Here is a 20,735-nt window from a genome sequence, read left to right as displayed (position 1 = left end):
ACATAAAGTTTATAAATTAACGTTACGCTAATTCATCGTTCTTACAATGGTACAAAAGTTTAAATTCAACAAAAGAAGCCTCGAAAGTCGAGGCTTCTTAGACTGTATATTTTATGCTGGCTAATGACTAATCATGACGGGCATAATTACCAGCCACATTGGCGCGATGCGTTTTGCTCATCGAGCCATGTTTTGAGGGGCGCGAAGTAATCGGCTATAGTGCTGGCGTCCATTTGCGGTGAGCCCGTCAATGTTTCTAATGCATTTTGCCAAGGTTGGCTCATACCCATCTCTAGCATTTCGTTAAGCGCTTTACCGGCTTCTTCACTGCCGTAAATAGAACAGCGATTAAGCGGACCTTCATCGCCTGCAATGTCACATAACGCTTTGTGGAACTGAAATTGAAGAATATGTGCCAAGAAGTAGCGCGTATAAGGTACGTTGGCAGGCACATGATATTTTGCACCCGGATCAAACGCGTCTGCGCTGCGCTCAATAGGCGCCATTACGCCTTGATACTTTTCTCTTAACTCCCACCATAGCTGGTTGTATTGTTCAGGCGTTACTTCTCCTGACATCACTTTCCAACGCCATTGGTCGACCATCAGTCCAAATGGGATGAAGGCAATTTTGTCTAAGGCAACTTGCATCAACATACCGATGTCGTTCGATGCGTCTGGAATTTCATCAATTAAGTTAATTTGCTTAAGATACTTTGGTGTAATTGATAAAGCGATGGTGTCACCAATAGCTTCGTGAAACCCGTCGTTAGCCGAGCCACGATAAAGAAGAGGTTGATCTTTATAAGCGCGCTGGTAATAGTTGTGCCCTAATTCGTGGTGAATTACGTTAAATTCTTCGCCAGTTTTTTGAATACACATCTTTATACGAAGATCTTCTTTGTCATCTACATCCCATGCAGAGGCATGACACTGAACGTCACGACCTTCAGGTTTTTGAAACATAGAACGTTCCCAAAAGGTATTTGGAAGTTCTTCAAAGCCAAGGGATGAAAAAAATGACTCTGCTTGTTTAACCATGGCGATTTCGTCATACCCCTGTTCAGCTAATGCGCCTGTTACATCAGGAACTTTCATTTCTTGCTGAGGCTTAACGATGTCGTAAATATTCCCCCACGACTGTGCCCACATGTTGCCTAATAAGTGGGCAGGAATGGGCTTGTCTTGAGGTACGACATCTTCGCCGTAATGCTCACCAAGTTTAGCACGCACGTGGCAATGCAGTGACTCGTAGAAAGGCTCTACCTGCGTCCACAAGCGATCTAGCTCTTTGGGAAATTCATCGGCTGTCATATCGTATTTGCCGCGCCATAGGGCACTGACATTCTCAAATCCAAGTTCAGCGGCGCCTTCGTTCGCGAGCGAGACTTGTTCTGCGTATAGTGGCGCCATTGGCTTAGATACTTCACGCCAGCCCGTCCAGTATTCCAAAAGCTTGTCGGCATTACGTAGCGTGGCCATTTCTGAGCTCATTTCGACCAAGCTTTTGCATGTTCCATCTTCACTGCAATACTCACCCGAACCATACATGGCGCTTAAGTCAGAACCAATCTTTGCTAGGCGCTCTGCTTTCTGTGCATCTGCCGGCGGCGGCATGGTTAAACTGTTTTTAAGGAGATCGAGCTGTCTGCGGGTGTCAGCATCGACGTCTACGTCGTTAAATTTCGCCGCTTCTTTTGCCAGCGTAGCGACCTTTGTCGAAAGCATTTCATTAAAATAAGCACTAACCGCTGCTGTATCGAAATTGATGTTAGTGGCGTAGCTCCATTCCGCGTGCGCGGCGGGAACTTGCATTTTTGCTATATCACTTTGCGCTTGTGTTAAAAACTGCTTTGCGTCTTGTGCAGTAAGTTGCGGTTTCGCTTCTGTCTGTGTCGTACTTTCGCCACACCCCATAAGCGAAACGCTCACCAATGCCGCTATCAGAGTACGTTTATGATTGAGCATACTTTGTCCTTTAATTATTGTGTTTTTCACGTGAATCGAGGTTCACATAGACATGCTCTAGCATTGTGTAACGCAGCGTAGCTTTTGTAAAACAAATTCGATGTTAGTCCTTCATACAGTGGCTTTTAAAAGCTACTTTCAACAGAAACGAGGTTGTGACGTTGTAGCCTTGCTCTAGGTTGCTCAAATCAACATACCGTCTCTCACATTGACGGTCAGTCGCAGCCTGGTACTGTAGAAGGGCACTTGTCTTCTCAACTCGCTGATAACTGGACTATGCTAGATAATGTAAAGGTGAAGAATGTGAGCGAGTCCTTGTTCCTGTAAAGTTAGACAGCCGCAAGATAGAGTATGCCTATATTTATCAAATTAAACCCACTCAATAGATAGGAAATTTATGTCAATGGAAGAACCACAATACTGGGGCTTGAACGCTCGAAGTTACTGTACGCTTATTCATGTTTCTCAATTAACCAGTTTCATTATACCTGGCTTGGGGATCATATTGCCTGTCGTGCTATGGATTGCCCACAAAGATCAAAATGAAGACATCAATCAGCACGGCAGAGTCACTGCGAACTGGTTAATAAGCTTGCTCATATACTCTGCCATTTGTTTTATCTTAACGTTTATCATCATAGGAGCACTAGGCTTCATCGCCCTCGGTCTGATTAACATCATCTTCGCTATTGTCGCAGCAGTGAAAGCGAATAAAGGCGAGTTGTGGGTATATCCGCTGAGCTTTGAGTTCTTTAAACGTTAACTTAACGAATAGTGCGCCTTGTCTTGCAAGAAAATACACCGGTTAAAGACTACTTGCGAAAGACGTTTCTGTGTAGAAACGTCTTCGGACCTATCCCATTGCAGACACTGCAATGGCCAGCGTGAACAATAACGCAATGTGTTTTGGTTTTAAAAGCATGTTCACCTCTTCTCTTATGATTTTTTTTCTATCACTTCCAAGATAGTTTTCAAATAAAGGTCTCGCTATTCCCAATTAGTATAATTAGCTTATCTGTCATAAATGTCATATCGCAAGCTGTGCATTGATGAAAGCACTGATATCGCGCGCGTTTACTTGTGCTAGAGCGATATTTAGCGCGAAGCCTGCTATTGTCGTAAAGCGCTATTTCAACAGTTTATACTTTTTTACATGAGACCGACGAGTTTCTCAGTAGGTCGGATATGAGACATTAGGTAGAGAATGGCTGCGCACAATGGGTTGCTCTGCGCAATAAATAATTAAGTAAGTAAGAGAAGGAGTTAACCTGATAGAGAGGTGTTAGTCTACGGTTACTTCGCGCTAAAGCGGTTTTCAGGCAGTACGCTATGAATAAGATGTTGGCTTTTTGATTGTCTAGCACTTTGAAGCGAAACATCAGTTCTGCGCTTCACGGTGCTTAGTGCTAGCGGTTTATTTTGACGTTGCTTCTTTAGTAGTTGCGATGAAGGCGCTTCCTTCATATTTACAAGCGTAGTTTGTACTTCTTGTGCGGAACTAACGTTAATTAACGAATATGTTATACAAAGTGCAGTAGCTAAAAAAATGTTTTTACTTGGCTTTTTCATCACATTTTTCTCTTTTGTTTAACTTAATCGCTAAATATAATTTTTGGGTTTTACTTGATTGGAGTTCGATTGCAGAGGCGGTTGCACTCGCCTCATTCATCGATTTTGTTTGTTCCGCTTCATTACACCGAAAGTAGAACGAAAGAGAAACATTGAGTGTCATACCAGGGTATGTCAATTAATACCTTTGGGTGTGCTGTCGAGACAGCGAGATAAAAACTACCACGCTGTAACACCACCATCTACTGCTATGGTTTGCCCGTTCATGTAAGAGTTGCCAGGGGAAAGCATCAGCATCATGGTGTTAACGATTTCCTGCGGTTCGCCTAGACGTTTCATAGGACTTCCCATGCCTAGTTGCTCGCGCGCTTCAGGGGTGTTGTAACCGTCTACGTTCAAAATATTGGTAGGACTATAGAATGGGCAGATTGCATTAACGCGAACATTTTTTCGACCGTATTCCACTGCAGCGGTACGCGTTATCCCCGAAACCGCGTGTTTTGCTGCAGCATAAGCACCGCCTTTGGGCGCTCCGCCCAAGCCAGCGAGTGAGCTTACATTTAAAACGTGCCCTTGCTTTTGTGCAAGCATAACGGGTATTTGATACTTCATTCCAAACATAACGCCTTTTACATTCACAGCGAACTGCGAGTCCATGATTTCCTCTGTCATTTGATGAATTGGTGCAGGGTTATGCGCTATGCCTGCATTATTTACGGCTATATCCAGTTTGCCAAAGGTTTCAATGGCGTTTTCAACCAGCGCCTTATTTATCGACTCGCTGGCAATATTACCCGTTAGCACCACGACATCAGTGAGTGCTTTTACCTCCTTTTTCGTTTCCTCAAGGGCGGTTTCGTTAATGTCTGAAAGAACGAGTTTTGCTCCTCGGTTGGCAAGTCCTAGCGATAACAAGCGACCAAAACCACTGCCTGCACCGGTAATTAATACAACGTGCCCTGAAAAGTCGAGTAGAGCGTCCATGATTATCTCCTAATAGTTTATGGTTTCATGTTAGTTGAAAGTCTTGTTACTTAAATTGTGTATTCTTAATAAATTGAACAAGCAGATTGGCCAGCAGTTCTCCTTGGTCTTCCTGAATAAAGTGCCCACCGTTTTCTACAAGGGTATGAGCCATGCCGCTGCTGCCAGGAACGAGCTTTTGAAATACCTTATCGCCACCTTTAGTGACAGGGTCGCTATCACCGAAAGCTGTAACAAAAGGTTTTTTATATTGCTTTAGTTTTTCCCATGCCTGTCTATTCGCCTGTGCCTCAGCATTGTCTGGGCTTGTAGGTACAAGAATAGGGAACATACGCACACCTGCTTTAAAGCTTTCGTCTGGAAAAGGAGCGTCGTAAGCTGCAAGAGTCGACTCGTCTAGAACAGTTTTTGTGGCGTTTTGAATGATCGTAGATGTGGGAAATACGGCGACATCCTGTGAGAAACGGCGCCATTTGATGAAAGCATCGCTTGGCGGGTGGTCGCCAGTGGGCAGTCCGGTATTAGACACCATGACACCCGAAAAACGCTCAGGCATATCGGCGACCAGCCGCAATCCTAGTAAACCTCCCCAGTCTTGACAAAAGAGCGTAACAGGGCCTTTAGTAGCCTGTGAAAACCAGTCTTTTAGCCATATCACATGACGAGCGTAGGAGTAGTCCTCCTTTCTTACTGGTTTATCTGAGCGTCCAAAACCAATGAGATCCGGCGCGATGACATTGAATCCCGCATCAGCCAATATGGGCATCATCTTGCGGTACAAGTAAGCCCACGTCGGTTCGCCGTGTATTAATAGCACGGTATGTCCATCTTTCGGTCCACATTGATAATGGGCCATTGTTATTTCACTGCTTACTGTGTCTGTTATTTCAGTGAAACAGGGGGAGTAGGGAAAGTCAGTGATCTTGTCGAAGGCGCTTTCCGGTGTTTTAAGCACTTGCATAGCCAATCATCCTTTTGTAAATAAAATGTAATTACAAGTGTTGCTCGATTAACAAAAACACCAGTTTTATTTTCTGTCAAATAAACCTTAGGCAAGGTAGGACAAGCTCTGCACAGAGAAATGAATTCACAAAGGGGCTGGCGGTCAATATTAAATATTATGATAAATGTCTATAAGACCAATAAACTTGGATGATTGACAACACTACAATAACATCCAGTTAACGTGATAAACAGGACATGGTTATGACTGAGATGGAAAATAAAGCCGTAGAATATGCAGTACAACAGGGTGTTGCCACGCTGACAATGCAAAGTGCGCCCGTTAATGCGCTGTCACGCGCTATCAGAGTAGGGTTGATAGAAGGCATAAACAGCGCACTAGATGACGATAGTGTAAGTGCCATTGTTATTACTTCTTCACTACCTATTTTTTCAGGTGGTGCCGACATCAGCGAATTCTCTGGTGGCGATTTGTCTCCCATGCTGCCTGAGGTACTAGACAAGATTGAAAATGCGTCTAAGCCGGTTGTTGCTGTTCTCCCTGGACCAGCATTCGGCGGTGGCTTAGAAGTGGCGTTAGCTTGCCATCATCGCATCACCTTTGCCGACAACAAGGTGGGTCTTCCAGAGGTAAATCTAGGCATATTGCCGGGCGCAGGCGGTACTCAGCGCCTTCCTCGTTTAGCCGACGCACAAACATCGTTAGAAATGATCGTAACAGGCAAGCCTACGTCGGTGGTTAAGCTTCCAGGTGTCTTCGACAAAATTTCCGATAAGCCTGAGCATTTACTTGAAGATACAAAAGCGTATTTACAAACCTTGACTTCGGATAACGCAATTAAACGCACCAGTGATATCACGCTGTCCATGTCTGACGAAATTCAAGCGGTGTTTAATGCAGTAACTGCACAAACTAAAAAAGCGACTCGTGGCTTTTTTGCGCCATTAAAATGTATCGAAGCGGTGCGCGGTGCTTACACGCTCGCTTTTGAAGACGGCCTTAAAAACGAAGGCAAGCTTTTCATGGAGTGTATGAACACACCACAGGCGCGAGCTCAACAGCATTTCTTCTTCGCTGAACGCGCAGCAGGTCATGTGAGCGATTTCGACAAAAATACTCCTGAGCGCAACATTGATAAAGTTGCGATTATCGGCGCCGGAACAATGGGCGGTGGTATCGCTATGAACTTCGCCAATGCCGGCATTCCAGTCACCATGCTTGAACTCAAAGAAGAAGCGCTAGAGAAGGGGTTAGCGCTTATAAGAAAGAACTACGAAAATTCAGCGAAAAAAGGCAAGTTAACCCAAGAGCAGGTTGAAAGCCGCATGGCACTTCTTTCAGGAACTACATCGTACGACGACCTAGCAGATGTTGATCTTGTTATCGAAGCCGTGTTCGAAAAGATGGAAGTGAAGAAAACAGTATTCTCAACGCTAGATAAAGTGTGCAAGCCAGGCGCCATTTTGGCCTCAAATACGTCAACATTGGATATAGACGAAATAGCGACAGCCACATCCCGTCCTCAAGATGTGATTGGTCTGCATTTTTTCTCGCCAGCGAATGTGATGAGGCTGCTAGAAGTGGTTAAGGCAGAGAAGACATCTGCTGAAGTCATTAAGACCTGCATGAAGATGGCTAAACGCATCAAGAAAGTTGCGGTGTTGGTAGGCGTTTGCTTCGGATTCGTGGGTAACCGCATGATTGAGCCTTACGGCCGTGAAGCCAACCGCTTACTGCTTGAAGGAGCAACACCTGAGCAAGTTGATCGTGTTTTAACCGATTTTGGCATGCCAATGGGGCCGTTCACTATGGGTGATATGGCTGGATTAGATATTGGCTACTATGTAAGGCAGTCTCGACAAGAGCACATTGCACACGACCCCGCTTACGGTGCAGTGGCAGATCGCTTGGTAGAAAAAGGGCGCAACGGACTTAAAACCGGACGCGGAGCTTACAACTATGAACCTGGCAGTCGAGTTCCTGTCCCCGATCCAGAAGTACTAGAAATTGCCAAGCAAGAAGCAGAACGTTTAGGTGTGGTTCAGCGTTCAGACATTAGCGATGAGGAAATACTGGTTCGCGTCATGTACTCATTGATTAACGAAGGTGCCGCCATTTTAGAAGAAGGCATTGCAGCTAAATCTAGCGATATCGATGTGATATACGTTTATGGCTATGGCTTTCCAGTATATCGCGGCGGTCCTATGCAATATGCCGATGAAGTAGGGCTTGGCACTATTTTAGATAAGCTGACTACCTATCGTGATCGATTGGGTGATTACGGAAAAATGTGGCTTGAACCCAGTGATTTGTTGGTGAAATTGGCCCAGAGCGGCGGCACGTTTAAAAGCTATAAAGCGAAGTAGACATAGCTCTCGTTGGCGATGATTAATCGACGGTGAGAGCTAGCAATAGCTTTCATTAACCGACATCCGAATTTGGTAAAGCTAGGCAACATCGAGAAGAAACACAAAAGCCTAGCTCAACAATGGCTGAACTTTCGGCCCAACTGAAAGGAACATAAACATGCGTGATGCAGTAATTGTAAGTACAGCACGTACGCCAATCGGGCGCGCTTATAAAGGTGCACTCAATAACTTACCCGCCCCTTCATTAGGTGGCCATGCCATTCAAAACGCAGTAGCACGCGCTGGAATCGACCCTGCCAGTGTTGATGACGTGGTCATGGGCGCAGCGCTAACCCAAGGCAGTGGCGGCATGAACATAGGTCGTCTAGCTGGCCTAGCGGGTGGCTTACCGGTCACCGTAGCGGGTATGACGCTCGACCGCCAGTGCAGTTCCGGCATGTATGCCATTGCTACCGCAGCGAATTCAATTCGTACAGGCGATAGCAATATTATGGTTGCAGGTGGTTTGGATTCTATTTCTTTAGTGCAAAACAAAAACATGAACATGTTTCGTGCAGTAGACCCTGCACTGGTTGCTAAGCACAAAGATATTTATATGCCAATGCTTCAAACTGCCGAAGTGGTGGGTAAGCGCTACAACATTAGCCGTGACGTACAAGACGAATATGGCTATCAAAGCCAAATGCGCACAGCAGCGGCGCAAGAAGCGGGCAAGTTTGATGATGAGATTGTACCTATCACAGCAACGCAAGCCTTATTTAATAAAGAAACAGGTGAAACCTCTGAGCGTGAGGTGACCTTGTCGAAAGACGAAGGCAATCGCCCAGAAACAACGTTAGAAGGGCTTAAAGCGCTTAACCCTGTCATCGAAGGCGGTTGCATTACCGCAGGTAATGCAAGTCAGCTTTCTGATGGCGCAAGCGCGACAGTCATTATGGATGAGCAGTCAGCTGCGAAGGGCACAGCGCAGCCTCTAGGTATTTATCGTGGTATTGCAGTGGCAGGCTGTGAGCCGGATGAAATGGGAATTGGACCAGTGTTCGCCATTCCCAAGCTATTAAAGCAGCATGGATTAACCATGGACGATATCGGTCTATGGGAGCTTAACGAAGCGTTTGCTGTACAGGTTCTGTATTGCCGCGATAAGTTAGGCATTCCAGACGAATTATTAAACGTAAACGGCGGTGCCATTTCTATTGGTCACCCATACGGCATGAGCGGTGCTCGCATGGTGGGTCATGCACTCATCGAAGGTAAACGACGCGGTGCGAAATATGTTGTTTGCACCATGTGTATCGGTGGCGGCATGGGCGCTGCTGGTCTATTTGAAGTAATATAGGTATTGGGTATGGAAGGTTATAAAGCTCCACAACGTGACGCCATGTTTGTAACGCATGAGCTACTAAATTATCAAAATCATTATCAAAAGCTGGGTTTCGATGAAGCGTCTGAGGACCTAGTGTCTGCAATTTTTGCTGAAGCGGCCAAGTTTTCTGAAAACACGCTTGCACCAATTAACGCATCAGGCGATGAAGAAGGGTGTAAGTGGGTTGACGGTGAAGTAACAACGCCAAAAGGGTTTAAAGAAGCTTACCAGACTTACGTTGAGGGTGGTTGGCCAAGCATGTCCCATCCAGAAGAGTTTGGTGGTCAAGCGCTACCATACTCGTTGTCTTCTATTATCGCTGAGTGGTTCTCTGGTGCTAACCATTCGTGGGCTATGTATCCAGGCCTTAGTCAAGGCTGTATGGAAACCCTTAAAGCTCACGGCACTGAACTGCAGCAAAAAATGTTTCTTGAAAAGCTGGTTAGCGGTGAGTGGACAGGCACAATGTGCCTAACTGAAGCACACTGTGGCTCAGACTTAGGTATGCTTAAATGCCGTGCAGAGCCTCAAGAAGATGGCAGCTACAGCTTAACGGGAACCAAAATCTTTATCTCCGCCGGTGAGCATGATATGTCTGAAAATATCGTACACATCGTGTTGGCTCGCTTACCTGATGCGCCAGAGGGTACTAAAGGTATTTCACTGTTTGTTGTACCAAAGTTCAACGTATCTGAAGACGGAGAAAAGCAAGACAGAAACGCTGTGGCTTGTGGCAGTATTGAGCATAAGATGGGTATTAAAGCCAGTGCTACCTGTGTCATTAACTTCGACGGAGCTAAAGGCTTTTTAATTGGTCCACCTAATCGTGGCCTCAATTGCATGTTTACGTTTATGAATACTGCGCGTATTGGTACTGGTCTAGAAGGCCTTGCTGCATCTGAAGCATCTTTTCAGGGCGCATTGCGCTATGCGAAAGATCGCATCCAGTTTCGCTCATTAACGGGGCGTAAAAACCCTGATGGTCCTGCCGATCCCATTATTGTGCACCCAGATGTGCGTCGTATGCTCCTAACGCAAAAAGCCTTTGCAGAGGGCAACCGCGCGCTTGCCGCTTATTGCATGCAGTTGGTTGATATTACGCTTTACGGCAATGATGCGGCTGAAAAGCAAGTGGCGGATGCAAAACTTGCGTTCTTAACACCTATTGTAAAAGCCTTTTTAACAGAAACTGCCCAAGAGTCTACCAGTTACGGGATGCAAGTATACGGCGGTCACGGCTTTATTAAAGAATGGGGTATGGAGCAGCTAGCTCGCGATACCCGTATTTGCACCATGTATGAAGGCACAACAGGTATTCAAGCTGTTGACTTACTTGGCCGTAAAGTAATGGGTTCTAATGGTGAGCTATTGAACGTATTTGTTCAAGAAGTGCGAGACTACTGCAATTCATTACGCGACAACGCACAATTCAGTGCTTGGACCAACGCGCTAAACTCGCACCTTGACGAGTGGCAGCAGATCACCATGGACATTGGTAAAGCAGCAGCATCGAACCCCGATGAAATTGGTGCAGCGTCTGTCGATTACTTAATGTACTCAGGTTATGTCACCGTTGCCTACTTCTGGCTTAAAATGGCTGTAAAGGCACAAGAGCAGCTTGATGCAGGTAGCACCGAAACTGAGTTTTATAAGAGTAAAATTTTAACAACGGGTTTTTACTTTGACCGTTTGTTAACACGCACTCGTTCACTGGTTTCTGCAATGCAGTCAGGTGCTGACAACTTGATGTCCATGCCAGAAAGTATGTTTGCTATAGAGTAACCACATAGCATCGAAACACGTGCGCTAATAAAGGCGTACGAAAGGCCGAGAAAATAATGTAACCAAGTAGTTATTGGATACATTGTTTACTCGGCTTTTTTGTTAAGAGCGCTTGGCTCAGCCTTGAGTTCGTCAACACAATGCAAAAATATTGTCAGTAAATACCTCAGTGTATGCCTAAAATACATGTCGCTCAAAAAGCGGTGGGTGATATCCTTTACAGGAGATATTTATTCATTGCCCAACCTATTTTTGGCTGTGCGGGAGGAAAAGGGTGATGCGTTGATAAAAGTGAGCTTAATGAAATCTGATAGTGTGTTCCATCAATACCATAGTGGGTTAACGTAAGCTGGTCGTACAGGGAAGTCGAAAAGAAAGGCTTACTGTATTGAAGGCGTTTAAAACGGGGTGAGGCCCCTAAAAGGGGCCTCCAGTGCGGCGTCCTGCCGCTACCATGTTGAATCGTTGCATCACATGGTGTGATTAATTATTGTTATTAAATTCTGCCGTCAAGCTCTTTTGAAATAGGAGAGCTTTGGAGACCCTGTTCAGCAATCCACGCTTGAAGCGTTTTTCCGTCAGACTCAGGCTCTGCTAGGTCTTTGCTTGGCATTTTCTTAACCAGTAGCGTACCCACTTCAACTGCATTGCTAGTGATAGCAGTACGGATTAGGCTTTGGCCGTTGCAAGAAATACCGTTATAGTAATCGCGAAGCTTGAGTTTGTAGTCAGACTGAACGCTACGCATTTTTTTACGAAGTTCACCTTTATCATCGGCTTGTACAATAGTACAAATGTTTGCTAGTGCTTCGTTGATGTCATTAGCTTGCGCTACGTTAGAGAAAGCTAAAGTTGATACTGCGATTGCTAGAGAAGTTTTAACGATTTTCAACATGGTTAAATTCCTTCGGTTAATATGATTAAGACAATGTTTGTTCGTTGGGGCGTATTAAACCCCAACCTAACCGTTTGAAAAACATGCTGTAAAATAACATGGTATGCAAAGTTATACCTAAAAAACAGGGGCAAGGCGTGAGTGTCCTTAATACACTTGGCTTGATTAATTGCAGCAGAGCGGGCGATTATTTATGCGGATTGGCATTAGTTGAGATTCTGCTTAAAGGAAAATTAAAGACACAAAAATAAAAAGGCCCCGAAGCGGGGCCTTTCATTGCAGCTGACGCTGCAACCATGTTGAATCGACTCACATGGTTATGTGAATTAGTGCTTATATTCTATCGTTAAGCTCAGCAGAAATTGGCGAGCTTTGTAAGCCTTGCTCTGCTATCCACGCTTGAAGTGTTTTGCCATCTGATTCGGGCTCAGAAAGGTCTTTGCTTGGCATTTTCTTAACAAGTAGTGTACCCACTTCAACGGCGTTACTCGTCAATGCCGTACGAATAAGGCTCTGACCTCCGCATGAAACACCTGAATAGTAATCGCGTAGTTTTAGTTTAAAGTCAGACTGTACTCGACGCATTTTCTTACGCAACTCGCCCTTATCGTCAGCCTGAACAATAGTACAGATGTTTGCTAGTGCCTCGTTAATGTCATTCGCTTGTGCAGCGTTCGAAAAAGCTAACGTTGATGCAGTGATAATTAGAGAAGTTTTAACAATTTTCAACATGGTTAAATTTCCTTCGTTAATTTATTTAATTGATTGGTTTGTTTGTTCGGGACTAATTAAAAAACAACGAGAGCGAACAAAAAACATTCATTCAAATAACAAGGTATATTGAATAATACGTTAGACTAAAGAAGGAAGAGGTATAAAAGGTGCTGTAGCCTTTAGTATTAAAGGGACCAAGCAAACTAAGGTGAGGGCAATTGCAGAGCGATAAATCGCCAAATAAAGTGCAAAAAAACAACGTTAAGCCTGTTTTTTTGCCTTTTATTGAAATTAATGTGTGTTAAAAATGTACGCAATAAGCAATGTATTAATAAGAAAAGGAATGAAATAAAGGAGTAAGCAGTGCTGAGGCGGTACGTTCTGTCGTGATGAGCCCATTGAGCAATTTCGATCGCAGAGCGCCTCTTATAGCGCGCAGTTTGTAAGCGATGTGGCGCCGTACGAAAAGCTCAAGCTTCGTATGCTCAATGCGGGTCATTCCGTACTTGGGCTGGTCGGTTCTGTAGCAGGGCTTGAAACTATTCATGAAAGTGTTGATGCGAAACAGTTAAAGCGTCTTCTATCAATTTTTATGGAACAGGAGGTTATGCCAACACTCAACCCTGTAGAGGGGATTGACGTGTATGAATACAGAGATACGCTGCTGTCACGTTTCTCCAACCCTTTCATTAAAGATACGCTAGCGCGAATTTGCCTTGAAAGTTCGGCTAAGGTTCCGGTGTTTTTATTGCCCACCGTACGAGATAATTTGGCGGTCAACAGAGACACCGATATAAGTGCGTTAGTAATTGCTTGTTGGGCCTATTATTCAGACAGGCATGCCTCTCAAGACGGGAAGTCGCTTGAAATCAACGATGTGTTAGCCGATAAGCTACACAACGCGGCGAGCAATAACCAAATGGATAGCCTTAGTTTTTTAATGCTAGAAGAAGTATTTGGTAAGCTGGTTAATGAAGCGCGTTTTACCGCTAGTTACCAAGACTTTTTAGAGCGCTTGTATCACCAAGAACCAGTGTTACTGATCAGCGAAAAAGTTGCAAGCAATAAGCTTAAACTTGCTGGAGGCTGTTAGGTAGCGCTATCAACCAATATCGTCAAAAGGAGGGTAGGGATACTCTCCTTTGTTCGAGTATACTTTCAACATATCGGCGGGTATATTATAAAAGAAAAAAGCGACCCGGAGGTCGCTTCCTAATGTGCAGATTTCTCTGCAACCATGTTGAACTGGTTCACATGGTGTGATTTTGTTTTATAGACGGTCGTTGATAACCGAAGCAATAGGGTTGTCTTGCAAACCGTTTTCTGCAACCCAAGCCTGTAGTGTTTTACCGTCAGCTTCCGGTGCTTTTAAATCGCTTTTAGGCATCTTTTTTACAAGCAACTCGCCAGTTTCCACAGCATTACTAAGTAACGCAGTACGAATTAGGCTGTTGCCGCTACAGCTGATGCCTGAATAGTAGTCTTTTAGTTTCAGACGATAATCAGATTCAACTGAACGCATTTTCTTACGCAGTTCGCCCTTATCGTCCGCTTGAACGATAGTGCAAATATTCGCTAGTGCTTCGTTAACATCTGCCTGTGCAACGCCCGACAGACCTAACGTCGCAGCGATAACAAGAGAAGTTTTAACAATTTTCAACATGGTTAATTCCTCAAGTAATTCTATACATTTTTTGGTCGGCGAGATTAAACGACAAAAAAAGAATCTTGAAAACGCACAAATTGATACTCGAGTATGTAATTTCATAAGTGTAGAAAGGCAATTGAAATAAGTGTCTGTCGTGTGTATCACGCTCGAACCAATTTATCGCCTGTTCATTTTCTTGGCGCTGCTTTGCGTTGAACGTTTGATAATATTTACATTTTAAAAGATATGTTATAATGTTTCATTTGTGGCGCGTAATGCGTATCTCTAAGTACCAGTGCCATGTTATTTCTGTAACAGGAAGCTGCCATTCTGACGTTAAAGTTATAACGAAACCACGGCATTAAACCTAGTTGCTATAGCAAAAGTTAGTTGCGACTTAGACGATTTTTGCTTAATGCAAAACCGAAAAATGGGCACTGAACTCTGAAATAAACGCTTACGTTCCGCTTATTGTCTACAAGACAATGGATATGTTCGATGCAGCTCTGGTGAAGAAGGCACGATAAATTGAATCATATCTGAAAATCTTGTTCCGCAAGCTAAAAAGATGTGGTGCGACATTGTAGCTCCATATCTTGAAGTAGCGTGTATTTGCAAGCTGTGCAAATAGCACAGCGTTACTTTATTAATCTACCCAAATCTCTAACGCTATGAAATTAATTATAAATAATGCCTCTACCTCTTCTCGGCTATTGGGTGGAGTTGGCGATGAAATAACGACTATCTCTGTATTAATTGACGGCGGAAATATAGCTGCCATATCTGAAAAGCCCATCATAATTGGGTCAGCAGAGACCATAGACGCTAAGGGCTTGTTTTTATCACCGGGCCTTCTTGATCCCCAAGTGCATTTCAGGGAACCGGGGATGGAATATAAAGAAGATATAGAATCGGGTAGTAAAGCTGCGGTCAAGGGTGGGTTTACAGCAGTAGTTTCAATGCCTAATACAACGCCTACTGCAGATAATGCAGATACTGTACGTTTCATGGTAGAAACAGCAGCTAAAAAAGGCTTGTGTAAAGTCTACCCAACGGGCGCGCTTTCAAAGGGATTAGAAGGAAAGTCCATGACTGACTTCAGCGCCTTAACAAGCGCTGGTGCAGTGGCAATTACCGACGACGGTAAAGGCGTTCAAAACAATGCGTTATTTAAGCAAGCTCTCGTTAGTGCTAAGCACCTAGGGGTTCCAGTTCTCGATCACAGTGAAGACGAGACTTTATCAAATGGGGGAGCAATACATGAAGGCGAAATTGCAAAAAAATTCAATGTGAAGGGTATAAAGTCAGCCTCTGAATCTGTGCACGTCGAACGTGGTTGTGGCTATAGTTTGGAAACCGGTGGTCATTATCACGTATTGCACGTTTCCACATCGGCTTCTATTGAAGCGGTAAAGCAAGCAAAAGAACGTGGCGCCAACGTTACTGTAGAAGTTTCTCCTCATCACTTGTTGTTATGTGACGAAGATATCGCCATAAAATTTGATGGGACTTTAGATGCGAATTGGAAAATGAATCCACCGCTTCGCTCTAGAGAGGATATGCTGGCATGTCAAAATGCCCTTATTGAGGGTGTAATAGACGCTATAGCAACGGATCATGCACCTCACTCGCCTGAGGAAAAAAAGCAACCTATTGAACAGGCACCGTTTGGGATTATTGGTCTTGAAACTGCGTTTCCTCTGATCTTCACCCATTTCGTAAAAACCGAAAAGTTAACTATTGGTCGTGCCATTGATTTAATGAGTAAAAATGCAGGCGACATATTCGGCATACGCTGCGGAAGAATTGAACAAGGCGAAGTGGCAGATCTGGTGCTGTTCGACTTAAATAGCGCGTTCACGGTAACGCCATCCTTTTTCGCCTCTAAGTCTCAGAACTCGCCATTTATAGGAAAAACGCTGTATGGAGAAACGCATACAACCATAGTTGCAGGCAACATTGTGTATTCACGGGGTAATATTTAGACAAATACACCACCTCTAATTTCAATAACACTACGGCGGCGCTTCTCTCTTTGGTGCCGCGTGATAGCCTCGCGCTGTTACTGCGTCAAATGTTATAAAAAGACTGCCTTGATGCTAAAAATTATTGCACTAGTAAACCGAAAGACACTTTGTGAGCTCTTCATCCCATATAGGGTTAAGTTCAATAGCGATAATTTCAATTTTAGTTTCACTACACTCACTTAATTCGGCTTCGGTAACCTCGTTGTCAACAACGTTATAGCTAAAGACACCGTCACTTGTTATGACAACTGCTTTAAGCCTTTCAACGTTAAGGTTGTGCATCCATTTTAGTAGTGCAATGCGGTCAAACTCCTTAGAAGGTGCGAAACGCCACCCGACAGCTTTAAAACCTTCGCCTTTATTCTCTACTCTCAAAACACCTGAGTCAGGAAAGGGTTGTTCATTGATTGAAGGCGTATTGGTCGCTTTGTGATCGTGCAACTTTTGTGCTTTGATATGAGTAAGTGCACTTGAGCTTCCCTTTAATACACTAATTGGGAACTCTCCTTTTTCGCACAGCAGGACAGGCGTGTTTGGCTTGGTGCGTTGGACGACATAGGTCTCCAATGCCTCGGCATCTGAATGAGTGTAAAGGTCTTGTTTGTTCCCCACAACCACGTCTGCAATGGCAATTTGCTGATTGAAGGTATCACGAGAGCTATAGCGAGGATCAGCGAGCTTTCTTGCGTCAACCAAAGTTACCGTTTTTTGTATGTCGAGAACGTCTTGATAATGCTCGGCAGCTAGTGTTTGTAGTACTTCTATAGGATGCCCCAAACCAGTCGGCTCAATAAGGAAACGGTCTGGTTTAGATTCGGCCAACAGCTGATTTAATGCAATCTGCATTGGCAGCCCCGCGGCACAGCACATACACCCACCCGGCACTTCTCTAATAAATACTCGCTTTTCACTGCTAGCATTATTGTTAAGTGCTTTATTTCGCGTGCCGCTTACCAATGAGCCATCGATACCAACTTCACCAAACTCATTAATAAGGATAGCCCAACGTTCATTTTCAGGTTTTTGTTTTAATAAATGTAATAGCGCGGATGTTTTACCCACACCCAAAAAACCAGTAATGATGTTAGTAGGTACAGCTTTTATCATTGTTTAAGTCTTCGCTAAAAGTCGTAAAGAAATGCCATTATTCACTATCGAGGCTATCACAGCACAGTATGCATCTCTATGAAATCATCATGATATGTTATATTATAACGTCTTGGGTGGGGTGTTCACCACGATACAAGCTTAAGGTAAGAAAATTTCGCAGTAACAAAATCTTCTTCATCATAAAAAGTGCCAAGCAGCATCTAGGGCCTGTTGACCTTTGGTGTACAACAAAAGTCAACAGACCTTTGTAATGCACCCCTCTTTTTTAACATAGGAAAATCAACAAGTGACTCTTCCCGCGTTGGCGGTCGAATCCAATTTAGCCGCACAATATAAAGCATTTGTAGAGCGCCTAAAGATGAGTGCCTTCACCGGTGATATCGAAACGGCCTACAGTGCTCGCATCGCGCACGCTACAGATAACTCAGTGTATTACAAAGTGCCGCAGGCTATTATCTACCCGAAATCTACTGAAGATTGTCAGTGTATAGGTAAATTAGCGGCTCACTTACCAAATGTTGCATTTTCTGCCCGTGGTGGTGGTACTGGTACCAATGGGCAGAGTTTAACAGATGGTATCGTCGTCGATATCCGTCGTTATCTAAACGATATCATTGAACTAAACCTGGAAGAAGGGTGGGTTAGGGTTCAAGCTGGAATAGTCAAAGACTCACTCAACGACGCATTGCGCCCGCATGGCCTGTTCTTTTCTCCTGATCTATCAACCAGCAATCGCGCTACGCTTGGCGGTATGATAAGTACTGATGCATCGGGGCAGGGGTCTTTAGTATATGGTAAAACTAGCGACCACGTCATCGGGCTCAAAGCAGTACTTGCGAATGGCGAGATAATTGAAACGGCAAAAATTTCGCGGGATGAAGCGTTACTTAAGGCGAGTGGCGGTACGTCAGAAGCCGCAATTTATCAACAAGCAATGCGTACCTGTATTCAACACCGAGAAGGCATTTTAAAAACGTTTCCCCGCTTGAACCGCTTTTTGACGGGATACGATTTAGAACACGTGGTTGACGGTGACAGCATTGACATTGGTAGGCTAATTACAGGTGCAGAGGGCTCACTTGCGTTTGTTACAGAAGCGACGTTAACACTTGATAAAATAGCGCCAGTGAAAGCCCTTGTTAATATATCCTACTGTACTTTTGATGCCGCGCTTCGGCATGCGCCAGTGCTGGTAAAAGCTAAAGCAACCAGTGTTGAAACCATCGATAGCACGGTGCTTAACTTTGCAAAAACCGACATTGTGTGGCATTCCATCCATCATTTAATAGCAGATGTTCCAGATAACGAGCTGTTAGGTTTAAATCTCGTAGAGTATAACGCCAATTCTGCAGAAGAAATGAAAGTTCACATAGAACGGCTAGAAGCGGCAATTACACGGGAGATAGGACGAGATGGCAGCAGTATAACAGGCTATAGCGTCACCTATGATAAGCCCGATATTCAGCGCATTTATGCCATGCGGAAAAAAGCCGTTGGGCTGCTTGGTAAGGTAAAGGGCAATCATAAGCCCATTGCATTTGCTGAAGATACCGCTGTCCCGCCTGAAAATCTGGCAGACTTCATTCACGAGTTTCGAGCATTATTAGACAGGCATAATTTGAAGTATGGCATGTTTGGTCACGTTGATGCTGGTGTTTTACATGTAAGACCGGCACTAGATTTATCAGATCCACAGCAAGAAGCACTGATGCATACGCTTTCAGATGAGGTAGTGGCACTTGTCGCCAAGTACGGTGGATTGATGTGGGGAGAGCATGGCAAGGGATTTCGAAGTGAATACGGCCCCGCATTTTTCGGCGAAACACTGTTTAATGAAATGCGCAAGATCAAAGCCGTATTTGACCCCCATAACCAGATGAATCCTGGCAAAATCTGCACACCGATAGAAAGTGATGATGAATTAGTCTCGGTAAGAGATATCAAAAGAGCAGGGTTTGAGCGGGTTATTCCCGTCAGCATAAAACAAGATATGTTTCCTGCTTTTGAATGTAACGGCAATGGACTGTGTTTCAACTACGAGCCTACATCACCTATGTGCCCGTCTAGCAAGGTTACCCACGACAGGCGGCACACACCGAAAGGACGCGCAAGTATGCTAAGAGAGTGGACGCGGCTATTATCGCTTAGTACCGAATTCGACACTACGTTAAAAAATGAAGGGTTGTCGTATAAGCAGTTCAAAAGCAACTTTTTATCTCGGTTTAAGAACTCCATTTTAAGCAAGAAGCCAGACTTTTCACACGAAGTTAAAGAGGTCATGGATGGGTGCTTGGCGTGCAAATCATGTACACATCAATGCCCGGTGAATATTGATGTGCCGCACTTCAGGTCAATATTTCTCTCCATTTACTATCGACGGTATTTGCGACCTTTAAAAGATATTCTGGTTGCCAATATAGAAACGATTGCTCCACTGAGCGCGCGAGCGCCCAAACTCCATAATGCCCTCATAGAGCTAAAATGGGTGAAGCGCTTCTTGGAGAAGCAAGTAGGGTATAAAGATGCTCCTCAGCTTTCTTACCCAACGTTAACAAGCCGAGTAAAAGCACAAACAGTGCCGTTTGATTTACAACGCCTTTCCCAAATGAATACAGAAGAGCGAAAACATTATATCGCTGTCGTTCAAGATCCATTTACCAGTTATTACGATGCGGCTAGCGTCGAGAAGCTGATAAGTGTGATCTATAAGCTTGGCTTTAAACCCATGTTAGTGCCGTATACGCCCAATGGAAAACCTGCCCACGTAAAAGGCTTTCTAGATAAGTTCGAAAAACAAGCGTTAAAGACCGCTAACCTACTCAATCAACTCCATTCGCTAGACATAACTATGGTAGGCACTGACGCATCCTTAGTGTTGTGTTTTAGAGATGAATACAAGAAGTATTTGCGTGATAAAAGAGGTGACTTCTTTGTGCATACCATCGATGAATGGCTAGATTTAGTTTTAACTGAAAAGCACATAGTAAAGGCGATGATTAAAAAGCGGTTCAGTTTGCTTGCACACTGTAGTGAAAAAACGGCTATGCCGGCGCTGACAACCCGCTGGCAAAGCATTTTTGAGAAACTTGGTGCTAATTTAACAGTGCAGCCTTCAGGATGTTGCGGTATGGCTGGTACCTATGGTCACGAAGGTTCACATTATAAAAATTCAAAAGCGCTTTACGAATTAAGTTGGTCAGGTATGTTTAAGCAATTTAGCACACAGCATGAAGTGCTGGTAAGCGGCTTTTCATGCCGAAGCCAAGTCGCAAGGTTTGAAGGTAAAAAGCCGCGTCACCCTATTGCGGTGGTAAATGAATTAATCCAATAACAAAAAAGG

The 20,735-nt window shown here is 44.3% G+C and carries 15 protein-coding genes; 7 read left to right on the top strand and 8 right to left on the bottom strand.

The genetic code is table 11. The features are described 5' to 3' along the window. Window positions 1-146 precede the first annotated feature (146 nt). On the bottom strand, window positions 147-1,967 hold the full coding sequence (locus V7R42_RS00920; protein WP_334018376.1) for a M2 family metallopeptidase: 1,821 nt from the start codon (window positions 1,965-1,967) through the stop codon (window positions 147-149). 397 nt (window positions 1,968-2,364) lie between these two features. Here V7R42_RS00920 and V7R42_RS00915 point away from each other — a divergent pair, with 397 nt between their 5' ends. Further along, window positions 2,365-2,730, top strand: coding sequence for a DUF4870 domain-containing protein (locus V7R42_RS00915; RefSeq protein WP_334018375.1), 366 nt, complete (start codon window positions 2,365-2,367; stop codon window positions 2,728-2,730). Between the two features lie 530 nt (window positions 2,731-3,260). Here the strand turns inward: V7R42_RS00915 and V7R42_RS00910 are convergent. The 3 genes from V7R42_RS00910 to V7R42_RS00900 form a co-directional block, all read right to left on the bottom strand. Then, window positions 3,261-3,536, bottom strand: coding sequence for a hypothetical protein (locus V7R42_RS00910; RefSeq protein WP_334018937.1), 276 nt, complete (start codon window positions 3,534-3,536; stop codon window positions 3,261-3,263). A 219-nt stretch (window positions 3,537-3,755) separates the two neighbouring features. Next, window positions 3,756-4,520, bottom strand: coding sequence for an SDR family NAD(P)-dependent oxidoreductase (locus tag V7R42_RS00905; RefSeq protein WP_334018374.1), 765 nt, complete (start codon window positions 4,518-4,520; stop codon window positions 3,756-3,758). Between the two features lie 46 nt (window positions 4,521-4,566). Continuing rightward, on the bottom strand, window positions 4,567-5,481 hold the full coding sequence (locus V7R42_RS00900) for a haloalkane dehalogenase (RefSeq protein ID WP_334018373.1): 915 nt from the start codon (window positions 5,479-5,481) through the stop codon (window positions 4,567-4,569). A gap of 245 nt (window positions 5,482-5,726) precedes the next feature. Between V7R42_RS00900 and V7R42_RS00895 the strand changes: the two genes are divergently transcribed. The 3 genes from V7R42_RS00895 (at window position 5,727) to V7R42_RS00885 (ending at window position 11,001) form a co-directional block, all read left to right on the top strand. After that, window positions 5,727-7,850: a 3-hydroxyacyl-CoA dehydrogenase NAD-binding domain-containing protein gene (locus tag V7R42_RS00895; RefSeq protein ID WP_334018372.1), complete on the top strand. Its 2,124-nt coding sequence runs from the start codon at window positions 5,727-5,729 to the stop codon at window positions 7,848-7,850. A gap of 160 nt (window positions 7,851-8,010) precedes the next feature. Beyond that, window positions 8,011-9,192 carry an acetyl-CoA C-acyltransferase gene (locus tag V7R42_RS00890; RefSeq protein WP_334018371.1) on the top strand — a complete coding sequence of 394 codons (1,182 nt, stop codon included), beginning with the start codon at window positions 8,011-8,013 and terminating at the stop codon, window positions 9,190-9,192. 9 nt (window positions 9,193-9,201) lie between these two features. Then, on the top strand, window positions 9,202-11,001 hold the full coding sequence (locus V7R42_RS00885) for an acyl-CoA dehydrogenase C-terminal domain-containing protein (protein WP_334018370.1): 1,800 nt from the start codon (window positions 9,202-9,204) through the stop codon (window positions 10,999-11,001). Between the two features lie 496 nt (window positions 11,002-11,497). On the opposite strand, the gene V7R42_RS00880 is transcribed toward V7R42_RS00885, so the two are convergent. After that, entirely contained in the window at window positions 11,498-11,896 is a 399-nt protein-coding gene (locus tag V7R42_RS00880; RefSeq protein WP_334018369.1) for a DUF3718 domain-containing protein, read from the bottom strand. A gap of 333 nt (window positions 11,897-12,229) precedes the next feature. Beyond that, window positions 12,230-12,628, bottom strand: coding sequence for a DUF3718 domain-containing protein (locus V7R42_RS00875; RefSeq protein WP_334018368.1), 399 nt, complete (start codon window positions 12,626-12,628; stop codon window positions 12,230-12,232). A 433-nt stretch (window positions 12,629-13,061) separates the two neighbouring features. On the opposite strand from V7R42_RS00875, the gene V7R42_RS00870 reads away from it, so the two are divergent. Next, window positions 13,062-13,703, top strand: a complete 642-nt coding sequence (locus V7R42_RS00870; RefSeq protein ID WP_334018367.1) for a hypothetical protein — start codon at window positions 13,062-13,064, stop codon at window positions 13,701-13,703. A 177-nt stretch (window positions 13,704-13,880) separates the two neighbouring features. Here V7R42_RS00870 and V7R42_RS00865 read toward each other — a convergent pair whose 3' ends face one another. Next, window positions 13,881-14,273 carry a DUF3718 domain-containing protein gene (locus V7R42_RS00865; RefSeq protein WP_334018366.1) on the bottom strand — a complete coding sequence of 131 codons (393 nt, stop codon included), beginning with the start codon at window positions 14,271-14,273 and terminating at the stop codon, window positions 13,881-13,883. A gap of 656 nt (window positions 14,274-14,929) precedes the next feature. On the opposite strand from V7R42_RS00865, the gene V7R42_RS00860 reads away from it, so the two are divergent. Next, the gene (locus V7R42_RS00860; RefSeq protein ID WP_334018365.1) at window positions 14,930-16,243 is read left to right on the top strand and encodes a dihydroorotase; all 1,314 of its coding nucleotides are present in this window, start codon (window positions 14,930-14,932) and stop codon (window positions 16,241-16,243) included. 129 nt (window positions 16,244-16,372) lie between these two features. On the opposite strand, the gene V7R42_RS00855 is transcribed toward V7R42_RS00860, so the two are convergent. After that, window positions 16,373-17,392, bottom strand: a complete 1,020-nt coding sequence (locus tag V7R42_RS00855) for a CobW family GTP-binding protein (RefSeq protein WP_334018364.1) — start codon at window positions 17,390-17,392, stop codon at window positions 16,373-16,375. Between the two features lie 289 nt (window positions 17,393-17,681). On the opposite strand from V7R42_RS00855, the gene ydiJ reads away from it, so the two are divergent. Then, the gene (gene ydiJ, locus V7R42_RS00850; protein WP_334018363.1) at window positions 17,682-20,726 is read left to right on the top strand and encodes a D-2-hydroxyglutarate dehydrogenase YdiJ; all 3,045 of its coding nucleotides are present in this window, start codon (window positions 17,682-17,684) and stop codon (window positions 20,724-20,726) included. Window positions 20,727-20,735: the final 9 nt, after the last annotated feature.

The organism is Alteromonas sp. S015, from assembly GCF_036864485.1.
In the GTDB taxonomy this organism is placed as follows: domain Bacteria; phylum Pseudomonadota; class Gammaproteobacteria; order Enterobacterales; family Alteromonadaceae; genus Alteromonas.
This window is presented reverse-complemented; position numbering and strand designations above follow the sequence as displayed.